The 10,946-nt window shown below is 71.7% G+C and carries 9 protein-coding genes; 6 read left to right on the top strand and 3 right to left on the bottom strand.

The genetic code is table 11. The features are described from left to right. Window positions 1-129: 129 nt before the first annotated feature. Window positions 130-1,398: a DUF1343 domain-containing protein gene (locus AB0F38_RS24050; RefSeq protein ID WP_361896977.1), complete on the bottom strand. Its 1,269-nt coding sequence runs from the start codon at window positions 1,396-1,398 to the stop codon at window positions 130-132. 172 nt (window positions 1,399-1,570) lie between these two features. On the opposite strand from AB0F38_RS24050, the gene AB0F38_RS24045 reads away from it, so the two are divergent. From AB0F38_RS24045 to AB0F38_RS24030, 4 genes are all read left to right on the top strand, one after another. After that, on the top strand, window positions 1,571-2,335 hold the full coding sequence (locus tag AB0F38_RS24045; RefSeq protein ID WP_361896974.1) for an SDR family oxidoreductase: 765 nt from the start codon (window positions 1,571-1,573) through the stop codon (window positions 2,333-2,335). After that, window positions 2,332-3,999 (top strand): AMP-binding protein, encoded by a 1,668-nt coding sequence (locus AB0F38_RS24040; RefSeq protein WP_361896971.1) that lies wholly within the window; start codon window positions 2,332-2,334, stop codon window positions 3,997-3,999. Before AB0F38_RS24045 ends, AB0F38_RS24040 begins: the two co-directional genes overlap by 4 nt. Window positions 4,000-4,036: 37 nt before the next feature. Then, window positions 4,037-4,630, top strand: coding sequence for a TetR/AcrR family transcriptional regulator (locus AB0F38_RS24035; RefSeq protein WP_361896968.1), 594 nt, complete (start codon window positions 4,037-4,039; stop codon window positions 4,628-4,630). Window positions 4,631-4,861: 231 nt separating this feature from the next. Beyond that, complete coding sequence (locus AB0F38_RS24030; RefSeq protein WP_361896965.1) at window positions 4,862-6,190, top strand: M28 family metallopeptidase; 1,329 nt, start codon at window positions 4,862-4,864, stop codon at window positions 6,188-6,190. Between the two features lie 44 nt (window positions 6,191-6,234). Here AB0F38_RS24030 and AB0F38_RS24025 read toward each other — a convergent pair whose 3' ends face one another. Beyond that, window positions 6,235-7,449, bottom strand: coding sequence for an acyl-CoA dehydrogenase family protein (locus AB0F38_RS24025; protein WP_361896962.1), 1,215 nt, complete (start codon window positions 7,447-7,449; stop codon window positions 6,235-6,237). Between the two features lie 7 nt (window positions 7,450-7,456). Continuing rightward, window positions 7,457-8,479, bottom strand: a complete 1,023-nt coding sequence (locus tag AB0F38_RS24020; RefSeq protein WP_361896959.1) for a phosphotransferase family protein — start codon at window positions 8,477-8,479, stop codon at window positions 7,457-7,459. Between the two features lie 141 nt (window positions 8,480-8,620). Here AB0F38_RS24020 and AB0F38_RS24015 point away from each other — a divergent pair, with 141 nt between their 5' ends. Together AB0F38_RS24015 and AB0F38_RS24010 are read left to right on the top strand one after the other, a co-directional pair. After that, entirely contained in the window at window positions 8,621-9,910 is a 1,290-nt protein-coding gene (locus AB0F38_RS24015; protein WP_361896956.1) for an enolase C-terminal domain-like protein, read from the top strand. A gap of 79 nt (window positions 9,911-9,989) precedes the next feature. Further along, window positions 9,990-10,925: an NADP-dependent oxidoreductase gene (locus AB0F38_RS24010; protein WP_361896953.1), complete on the top strand. Its 936-nt coding sequence runs from the start codon at window positions 9,990-9,992 to the stop codon at window positions 10,923-10,925. Window positions 10,926-10,946 lie beyond the last annotated feature (21 nt).

The raw sequence follows: 10,946 nt of genomic DNA, 5'->3' as shown, positions 1-10,946 counted from the left end.
AGCCCGTCCGGCGCCTGAGGACGCCCTGGGTGGACAGAACACCCAGGGCGCCACCCGCCCCGGGCGACGCCGCCGGACCCCGGCCCGTCCGGCAGGGACGAGGAACCGGCCGCCGGACGCCCCCGGCACTCACCGGTACAGCAGGTGTTCCTTCCGCAGGGCGCGGAACGCCGCCAGATCCGACTCCCAGGCCCCCACCACCTCATCCGTGTCCGCCCCCGCGTCGATCATCGTGCGGACCCGGGTGTTGCCCGTGAGCTTGTCGATCCAGTTGTCCGAGCGCCACGCGAACCCGCTCCACGTCCGCTTCGCCGTCACCAGCAGCGCGATGCCGGTGCGTACCGGGTCGAAGACCTCCCGGTCCTGGACGTGCAACTGCACCCCGCCCACCGTCCTCCCCTGGAACTTGGAGAACGTCGGCGCGAAGTACGCCTCGCGGAAGGCCACCCCCGGCAGCTCCAGCGCGTTCGCCGCCGCCGCCCACCGGTGGTCGATCCCCTCCGCGCCGATCAGCTCGAACGGCCGTGTCGTGCCCCGGCCCTCGGAGAGGTTCGTGCCTTCGAACAGGCACGTTCCCGAGTAGACCAGCGCCGTCTGCGGCGTCGGCATGTTGGGGCTCGGCGGCACCCACGGCAGCCCCGTCGCGTCGAAGAACCGCGAGCGCCGCCACCCCGACATCCTCACGACGTCCAGCTCCACCGGACGCGCCGACAGGAACTCCGCGTTGAAGAGCAGCGCCAGCTCCGCGACCGTCATGCCGTGCGCCTGGGCGATCTCCCTGCGCCCCACGAACGTGGCGAAGGCCGGATCGAGCACCGGCCCCAGCGCCGCCCGCCCCGTCACCGGGTTCGGCCGGTCGAGGACCACGAGCCGCTTGCCCGCGAGGGCCGCCGCCTCCATGCAGTCGTACAGGGTCCAGATGTACGTGTAGAAGCGGGCGCCCGCGTCCTGGATGTCGAAGACGACCGTGTCCACGCCGGACGCGGTGAAGATGTCGGCGAGCGGCTGCCCGCTTTTGAGATACGTGTCGTAGACGGGCAGCCCGGTCGCCGGGTCGTCGTAGCGCCCCTCCGAGCCACCGGCCTGCGCGGTGCCGCGGAAGCCGTGCTCGGGGCCGAAGACCGCGGTCAGGTTCACCCGGTCGTCCGGGTGCATCACGTCGACGATGTGCCGCACATCGGCGGTGATCCCGGTGGGATTGGTGACGACACCGACCTTCTGACCCGCCAGCGGCCGGTACCCGTCGGCCGCCAGTCGTTCGAAGCCGGTACGGACACCCGGACGCCCGGAACCGGGCCCAGGGCCCGCCGCGGCGGCCGTCCCGGTACCCGCCGCGGTGCCCGCGAAAGCGCCGATCGCTCCGCCGGCGGCCAGCAAACCACGTCTGGACAGGGTCATTCCGGTACCTCCATGATCGCGTCGACTGTCATGGTCACGCACGCTAGCGCGGGTGCGGGCCGCACGGAACGGCCCTGACCGGGCAGAATCCCAGTCCTGCCCCCGACCCCTTCCCGGATCACATACCGACTGGTTAGTCTGCCGGGGAAGACGGCTGAGGAAGGCGGGACCGATGAGTACGGTGCGAGGCGCTGGCGTAGTGGTGACCGGAGCCGGAGGAGGCATCGGCGCCGCTCTGGCACGCCGATTCGCGGCGGAGGGCGCGCGGGTCGTCGTCAACGACCTGGACTCCGCCCGGGTCGAGGCACTCGCCGAGGAGATCGGCGGCACCGTGGTGGCCGGCGACGCCTCGGGGATCGTGGACGCCGCGCGCGACGCGCTCGGCGGCACGGTGGACGTGTACTGCGCCAACGCCGGCCTCGCCTCCGGCGGCGACGCCTTCGCCGACGAGGAGGTCTGGGCCAGGGCCTGGGACGTCAACGTGATGGCCCACGTCCGCGCCGCCCGGGCCCTGCTGCCGGACTGGCTGGAGCGCGGCAGCGGCCGCTTCGTCTCCACCGCGTCGGCGGCCGGCCTGCTCACGATGATCGGTGCCGCCCCCTACAGCGTGACCAAGCACGGTGCCGTCGCCTTCGCCGAGTGGCTCGCGCTGACCTACCGGCACCGGGGCATCAAGGTCCACTCGATCTGCCCCCAGGGCGTCCGTACGGACATGCTCACCGCGGCCGGTTCCGCGGGCGACCTGGTACTCGCCCCCACCGCGATCGAGCCCGAGGCCGTCGCCGACGCCCTGTTCGACGCCATGGAGCAGGACCGCTTCCTGGTGCTGCCGCACCCCGAGGTGGCCGACTACTACCGGGCCCGCGCCAAGGACCCCGACCACTGGATCGGCAGCATGAACCACCTGCAGCAGAAGTGGGAGGAGGCCGGCGCGTGAACGGGTCCAGCTACGCGGCGAAGCCCTGGACCGCCCTGCTCAGCGAGGCACAGCGGGCCCCCGTCCACCCGGCCGAGACCGTGGTGCACGCCTTCCGCGCGGCCGTCGGGCGGGCCCCCGCGCACCCCGCGCTCGCCTACTTCGACGGACGCCTCACCTACCGGGAGACCGACGAGCTCTCCGACTCCGTGGCGGGGCATCTCGCCGCCGAAGGGCTGCGGCGCGGGGACCGTGTGGCGATCATGCTGCAGAACTCCCCGCACTTCGTCCTGGCGCTGCTCGGCGCCTGGAAGGCCGGCGCGACCGTCGTCCCGCTCAACCCGATGTACAAGTCCGGCGAGGCCGGCCACGTACTGAAGGACGCGGGTGTGACCGCGCTGATCTGCTCCGACCGGGCCTGGGAGTCCTTTCTGCGGGACACCGCCGAGGCCGCGCCGGGCGTGAGCATCGCCGTCACCGCCTGCGAGCGCGACCTCCAGACGACCGACGACCCCCGGGTGCTCGGCTTCGAGCGGCTCCCCGCCCCCGGCCCCGACGACCGGCAGGCCGACCTGCTGACCGTCGCCCGGCGCGGCCTCCCCGCCCCCGGGGACCGGGAGCTCACCGCCGCCGACGTGGCACTGATCAGCTACACCTCCGGGACGAGCGGCACCCCCAAGGGGGCCCTGAACTCGCACGGCAACATCATGGTCAACGCGGAGCGGCAGCGCACCGGCCACCCGATCGCCGAGGGATCGGCGTACTTCGCGCTCGCCCCCCTCTTCCACATCACCGGCATGGTGTGCCAGCTCGCCGCCTGCATCGCCAACGCGGGCACGCTCGTCCTCGCGTACCGCTTCGAGGCGGGTGTGGTCCTGGAGGCGTTCGCGGAACACCGCCCCGCCTACACCGTCGGCCCGTCGACCGCGTTCATGGCGCTCGCGGCCCACCCGGAGGCCACCCGCGAGCACTTCGCCTCCTTCGAGGTGATCTCCTCGGGCGGCGCTCCGCTGCCGCCCGCCCTGGTGGAGAAGTTCCGCGAGCGCTTCGGCCCGTACATCCGCAACGGTTACGGCCTCACCGAGTGCACCGCGCCGTGCGCCGCCGTGCCGCCGGAGCACGAGGCCCCCGTCGACCCGGTGTCCGGGACGCTCTCCGTCGGCCTTCCCGGCCCGGACTCGGTCGTCCGGATCATCGACGAGAAGGGCGACGACGTGCCCATCGGTGAACAGGGTGAGATCGCCGTGCGGGGACCGCAGGTCGTCTCCGGCTACTGGAACCTCCCCGAGGCCACCGAGGCCGCCTTCCCGGACGGGGAACTGCGCACCGGTGACATCGGCTTCATGGACGCGGCGGGCTGGCTCTACGTCGTCGACCGCAAGAAGGACATGATCAACGCCTCCGGCTTCAAGGTCTGGCCCCGGGAGGTGGAGGACGTCCTCTACACCCACCCGGCCGTCCGCGAGGCGGCGGTCGTGGGCGTCCCCGATTCCTACCGCGGGGAGACCGTCCGGGCCTATGTCAGCCTGCGCCCCGGGGCCGAGGCCGATCCCGGTGAGCTGAGCGCGTACTGCGAGGAACGGCTGGCCGCGTACAAGTACCCGCGCGAAGTGGAGATCCTGACGGAACTCCCGAAGACGGCAAGTGGGAAGATCCTCAGGCGGGAACTGCGTTCCCCCCGGTAGGACAGGTCAGGCACAGAAGAAAGAGCGGGTGGCGGCGATGGCCAAGGCGACGGACGGGAACGGTACGCCCGTCCCTCAACGGCTGCTGGCCGCCGCCACCCGGCTCTTCGCCGAGCGCGGGTACGACCGCACCTCGGTCCAGGAGATCGTCGAGGCGGCGGGCGTCACCAAGGGTGCGCTCTACCACTACTTCGGCTCCAAGGAGGACCTCCTCCAGGAGGTCTACGCGCGGGTGCTGCGGCTCCAGCAGGACCGGCTCGACGCCTACGCGAACGCCGACGCCCCGATCGAGGAGCGGCTGCGGGAAGCGGCGGCGGACGTGGTCGTCACGACCATCGAGAACCTCGACGACGCCTCGATCTTCTTCCGCTCGATGCACCACCTGAGCCCGGAGAAGAACAAGCAGGTGCGGATGGAGCGGCGCCGCTACCACGAGCGTTTCCGGGCCCTGGTGGAGGAGGGCCAGCGTGCCGGTGTGTTCTCCTCCGCGACCCCCGCGGACCTGGTCGTCGACTACCACTTCGGCTCGGTCCACCACCTGTCCACCTGGTACCGCCCGGACGGCCCGCTCAGCCAGCAGGAGGTCGCGGACCACCTGGCGGACCTCCTGCTGCGGGCGCTGCGCCCCTAGGGCCCCGCAGGCTCCGCTCCCTGAGACGGCCCGCTCAGGCCCGAACGGATCCCCCTGGCAGACCCTGTTCGTTTATCGGACCACTGTGTCCGGATTCAGCTCTTGACGGTACGCGGTCACCTCGTTGAGCATCGGTCACGCACTGCGCACCACCAGCTCCAGGCCCCGTCCGTGCACGGCCGGGGACCCCCGCACGTTCCGTCAGTCCCCGAACGGAATCCGGAGTCCTTCATGAGCCCCTTCCGCTACAGACCCCTGTCCGCAGCAGCCTCCGCGCTCGCCGCAGTGGCCCTGCTCGCCACCGCGGCCACCGCGGCCCCCGTTGCGCAGGCGGAGCCCGCCGCCCGCACGGCGGCTGCCGCGCCCGACATCCCTCTCGCCAACGTCAAGGCGCACCTCACCCAGCTCCAGTCGATCGCCACCGCCAACGGCGGCAACCGAGCCCACGGCCGGGCAGGCTACAAGGCCTCCGTCGACTACGTGAAGGCCAAGCTGGACGCGGCCGGATACACCACCGCACTCCAGCAGTTCACCTCCGGCGGAGCCACCGGCTACAACCTGATAGCCGACTGGCCGGGCGGCGACCCGAACCAGGTCCTCATGGCCGGCTCCCACCTCGACTCGGTGAGCTCCGGCGCCGGCATCAACGACAACGGCTCCGGATCCGCCGCCGTGCTCGAGACGGCCCTCGCGGTCTCCCGGGCGCAGCTCACCCCGGACAAGCACCTGCGCTTCGCCTGGTGGGGCGCCGAGGAGCTGGGGCTCGTCGGCTCCAAGTACTACGTCAACAACCTCGCCTCCACCGAGCGCGCCAAGCTCGCCGGATATCTCAACTTCGACATGATCGGCTCGCCCAACCCCGGCTACTTCGTCTACGACGACGACCCGGTCATCGAGCAGACCTTCAAGGACTACTTCGCCGGCCTCTCGGTGCCCACCGAGATCGAGACCGAGGGCGACGGCCGGTCCGACCACGCCCCCTTCAAGAGCGCGGGCGTACCGGTCGGCGGGCTGTTCACCGGGGCGAGCAACACGAAGTCGAGCGCCCAGGCCCAGAAGTGGGGCGGTACCGCGGGGCAGTCCTTCGACCGCTGCTACCACTCGTCCTGCGACACGACCGCGAACATCAACGACACCGCTCTGGACCGCAACAGCGACGCCGTCGCCCACGCGGTCTGGACCCTGTCCGCCGGCACGGTGACCCCGCCGACCGGCACGGTGTTCAGCAACACCACCGACGTCTCCGTCCCGGACTACGGGGCCGCGGTGACCTCGTCCGTCGCGGTCACCGGCCGGACCGGCAACGCCCCCTCGACGCTCAAGGCGGCCGTGGACATCAAGCACACCTATCGCGGTGACCTCGTCGTCGACCTGCTCGCCCCCGACGGCACCGCGTACCGGCTGAAGAACTCGAGCAGCAGCGACTCCGCCGACAACGTGATCGCGACCTACACGGTCGACGCGTCCGCCGAGACGGCCAACGGCACCTGGAAGCTCCAGGTGCGGGACGTCGCCGCCCAGGACACCGGATACATCGACAGCTGGCAGCTCACCTTCTGACCCGTCGGGGAGGCGCCCGCCCGGCGCGCCTCCCCGCACCGGGCTCAGAGGTACTTCTTGATCTCGCGCCGGGCCAGCGACCGCTGGTGCACCTCGTCCGGCCCGTCCGCCAGCCGCAGCGTCCGTGCCGACGCCCACAGCTCGGCCAGCGGGGAGTCCTGGCTGACCCCGCCCGCGCCGTACAGCTGCACGGCCTGGTCGAGGATGCCGACGACCGCGCGCGGTGTGGCGATCTTGATCGCCTGGATCTCGGTGTGCGCCCCCCGGTTGCCCACGGTGTCCATCAGCCAGGCCGTCTTCAGGACCAGCAGCCGCAGCTGCTCCACCGTCACCCGGGCGTCCGCGATCCAGTTCTGCACGACACCCTGCTGGGCGAGCGGCTTGCCGAAGGCCGTACGGGACACGGCCCGCCTGCACATCAGCTCGATCGCGCGCTCGGCCATCCCGATCAGCCGCATGCAGTGGTGGATACGGCCCGGACCCAGCCGTGCCTGGGCGATGGCGAAGCCACCGCCCTCCTCGCCGATCAGGTTCGAGGCGGGAACCCGCACGTCGGTGAACACGACCTCCGCGTGGCCGCCGTGCGAGTGGTCCTCGTACCCGTACACCCGCATCGCCCGGCGCACCTCCACGCCCGGGGTGTCGCGCGGCACGAGGATCATGGACTGCTGGCGGCGGATGTCCTCGCCGTCCGGGTCCGTCTTGCCCATCACGATGAAGACCGCACAGTCCGGGTTCATCGCCCCGGAGATGTACCACTTGCGGCCGTCGACGACGTAGGAGTCACCGTCCCGGGCGATCCGCGTCTCGATGTTCGTCGCGTCCGACGAGGCCACCTCGGGCTCCGTCATCGCGAACGCCGAGCGGATCTCCCCGGCCAGCAGCGGCTCCAGCCACTGCTTCTTCTGCCCGTCCGAGCCGAACTGGGAGAGCACCTCCATGTTCCCGGTGTCCGGGGCCGCGCAGTTCAGCGCGGTCGGCGCCAGGTGCGGGCTGCGGCCGGTGATCTCGGCCAGCGGGGCGTACTGGAGATTCGTCAGCCCGGCGCCGTACTCCGCGTCGGGAAGGAAGAGGTTCCACAGGCCCTGCCTGCGCGCCTCCGCCTTGAGGTCCTCGACGATCCGCGGGGTGTCCCACGGCGAGGCGAGCTGTGCGCGCTGCTCCTCGGCGAGCTCCTCGTTCGGGTACACGTGCTCGTCCATGAACGCGAGCAGCCTGGTGCGCAGCTCCTCGGTACGGGCGTCGAATGCGAAGTCCATGGGGTGATCAGCCTTCCTGGAGGGTGGTGAGGCCGTGCGCGATGAAGACCGGGACGAGGTCGCCGATGCGGTCGAAGCCGGGTCCGACGGTCCGGCCCAGGGTGTAGCGGTAGTGGATGCCCTCCAGGATCACGGCGAGCTTGAACCAGGCGAAGGCCGTGTACCAGGAGATGGCGGAGGTGTCGCGGCCGGAACGGGCGGCATAGCGCTCGATCAGCTCGGCCGGGGCGGGGTGGCCGGCCGCGCCGCTGGTGGTGGACACCGGGGACGCGGGGAGGTCCAGGTCGGAGCTGTACATCACGAGCAGCCCGAGGTCGGTCAGGGGGTCGCCGAGCGTGGACATCTCCCAGTCCAGGACGGCCCTGATCCGGTCGTCCGGGCCGATCAGCACGTTGTCCAGGCGGTAGTCGCCGTGCACGACGGTGGGCGCGGGGGAGACGGGGAGCTCCCGGCCCAGCGCGGCGTGCAGCTCGTCGATGCCGGGCAGGTCACGGTTGCGGGAGGCGTCCAGCTGCTTGCCCCAGCGCCGCAGCTGCCGGTCCAGGAAGCCCTCCGGGCGCCCGAAGTCGCCGAGACCGACGGCCTCGGGGTCCACCGCGTGCAGATCGACCAGGGTGTCGACGAGCCCCAGCACGGCGGCCCGGGTGCGTTCGGCGCCGAGCGGGGCGAGCTGATCCGCCGTACGGTACGGAGTGCCCTCGACGTACTCCATGACGTAGAACGACGCGCCGATGACCGAGTCGTCCTCGCAGAGCAGGACCGGCTCGGGCACCGGCACGGCCGTCGGGTGCAGCGCGCGGATCACCCGGTGCTCGCGCTTCATGTCGTGCGCGGTGGCCAGCACGTGGCCCAGCGGCGGTCTGCGGACGACCCACTGCCCGCTGCCGTCGGTGACGACATAGGTGAGGTTCGAGCGTCCGCCCTCGATCAGCCGGGCTTCGAGCGGTCCGTTCACCAGCCCCGGCCGCTCGCGGTCGAGATGGCCGCGCAGCAGGTCGAGGTCGAGACCTGGCGGGTGGACTGGGCTCATGGTGCGCACCTCCGGGGCGGTTGGACGATCGGGACCATGATGCCGACCAGTCGGTATGTCGTCCAGTGCCGTCCCGGAATCCAGGGGGTGATCTCGGTGCGCAGTCTGGCGCTGAGTCGTATGGCTGAATAGAGTTCACGTATGGATACAGCATTGTTGATCGACGACGTCCGGCTGACCCCGATCCTCATCGCCGATCCGCCCCTGCTGAACACCCAGGGCGTCCACCAGCCCTACACCCCGCGGCTCGTCGTGGAAGTCGTCACCCGCGGCGGCGTGACCGGGATCGGGGAAACCTACGGCGACGGCACCTACCTCGAACTGGCCGAACCCCTCGCCCGGGCCCTGCCCGGCCGTCCGGTCAGCGATCTGAACGGCCTCTTCGCCCTCGCCGACGAGGTGTGCGGCGACTCACGCGCCGCCGACGAGCGGGTCGACGCGGGCGGCCTGCGGGGCGTGCAGACCGCCGACAAGCTGCGGCTCTCCGTCGTCTCCGGCTTCGAGGTCGCCTGCCTGGACGCACTCGGCAAGGCCCTCGGCCTGCCCGTGCACGCCCTGCTCGGCGGCAAGGTCCGCGACAGCGTCGAATACAGCGCGTACCTCTTCTACCGCTGGGCCGCCCACCCCGACGGCGGTGAGGACGACGACCGGGACGCGGCGCTCGACCCCGCCGGAATCGTCGCCCAGGCCCGGCGCTTCGCCCGCGACCACGGCTTCCGCTCCTTCAAGCTCAAGGGCGGTGTCTTCGAGCCCGACGAGGAGATCGCCGCCGTCCGCGCCCTGGCCGAGGCCTTCCCGGGACAGCCGCTGCGCCTGGACCCCAACGGGGCCTGGTCCGTCAGGACGTCGCTGTACGTCGCCGACCGGCTGGGGGGCGTACTCGAATACCTGGAGGACCCGACCAGCGGCACGGCGGCGATGGCGGAGGTCGCCGCAGGGACGGACCTCCCGCTCGCCACGAACATGTGCGTGACCACCCTCGCGGAAGTCCCCGAGGCCTTCGCCCGCGACGCCGTCCAGGTCGTCCTCTGCGACCACCACTACTGGGGCGGACTGCACCGCACCCGCGAACTGGCCGGCATCTGCCGCACGTTCGGCGTCGGACTCTCCATGCACTCCAACACCCACCTCGGCATCAGCCTCGCCGCGATGACGCACGTCGCCGCCACCGTGCCCAACCTCGACCACGCCTGCGACAGCCACTACCCCTGGCAGACCGAGGACGTCATCACCACCCGCCACACCTTCCGGGACGGACACCTGGCCGTGTCCGACGCCCCCGGACTCGGCGTCGAACTGGACCGCGGCCGGCTGGCCGCACTCCACCGGCGCTGGCTCGACGACGACGGCACGATGCGCGCACGCGACGACGCGGCGGCGATGCGCAAGGCTCACCCGGAGTGGGTGACCCCGCCGATCCCGCGCTGGTGAGACCCGCGGTCCGCTGTCGCTCCGCCACGCGGCCACGGCCTGAGTTGCGGGGACCCTGCCCCGCGCCGATCGTCGGAGGATGAAGGCGATCAGCTACAGCAGGTACGGCTCGGCCGATGTCCTGGAGTACGGCGAGCGGCCCGACCCCAAGGTCGGCCCCGACTCGGTCCTGGTGAAGGTGCGGGCCGCGGCCGTGAACCCCGTCGACTGGAAGGCCCGCGAGGGATACCTCCAGGCGGGGCTCGAAACCGTCTTCCCGGTCATCCCCGGCTGGGACGTCTCCGGGGTCGTGGTGCAACCCGGCGCCGCCGTCGACGAATTCGACGTGGGCGACGAGGTCATCGGCTATGTGCGCGAGGACTTCCTCTCCCGCGGCACGTTCGCCGAGTACGTCGCCGCCCCCGTGCGCACCCTCGCACGCAAGCCCCTGAACCTGAGCTTCGAGGAGGCCGCCGGTCTGCCGCTGTGCGGCCTCACCGCGTACCAGGTGCTGCACCGCACCCTGAAGGTGCGCAACGGCGAGACCGTCCTCGTCCACGCGGCCGCCGGAGGGGTCGGCTCGCTCGCCGTCCAGCTCGCCCGGCACGCGGGCTGCCGGGTCGTCGGCACGGCCGGCCCCCACAACCACGCGTACGTGCGAGAGCTCGGCGCCGAGCCGGTGGAGTACGGCGAAGGACTGGCCCACCGGCTGCGGGCCCTGGCCCCCGAGGGCTTCGACGCCGCGTTCGACACCGTCGGCGGGGAGGCCCTGAGGGTCTCCGCCGAGACCCTCGCCCCCGACGGCCGGCTCGCCTCCATCGCGGACGCCGAGGTCTTCTCCTACGGCGGCCGCTACGCCTTCGTGCGCCCGGACGCGCGGGACCTCGGCCATCTCGCCGAACTGGCCGAGCAGGGCACCATCTCCGTCCACGTCGACCGGGTCTTCCCACTGGAACAGGCCGCGGACGCCTACCGGCTCAACGAGGAGGGACGCACCCGCGGCAAGATCGTCGTCACCGTGGACTGGGAGAGCTGACCGCCGGGAGCGAAGGGCCGG

Source organism: Streptomyces sp. NPDC025273 (assembly GCF_040638585.1).
Lineage (GTDB): Bacteria > Actinomycetota > Actinomycetes > Streptomycetales > Streptomycetaceae > Streptomyces > Streptomyces cinereorectus.
Note: the sequence above shows the minus strand (reverse complement) of the source record. Positions and strands in the feature narration are given on the sequence as shown.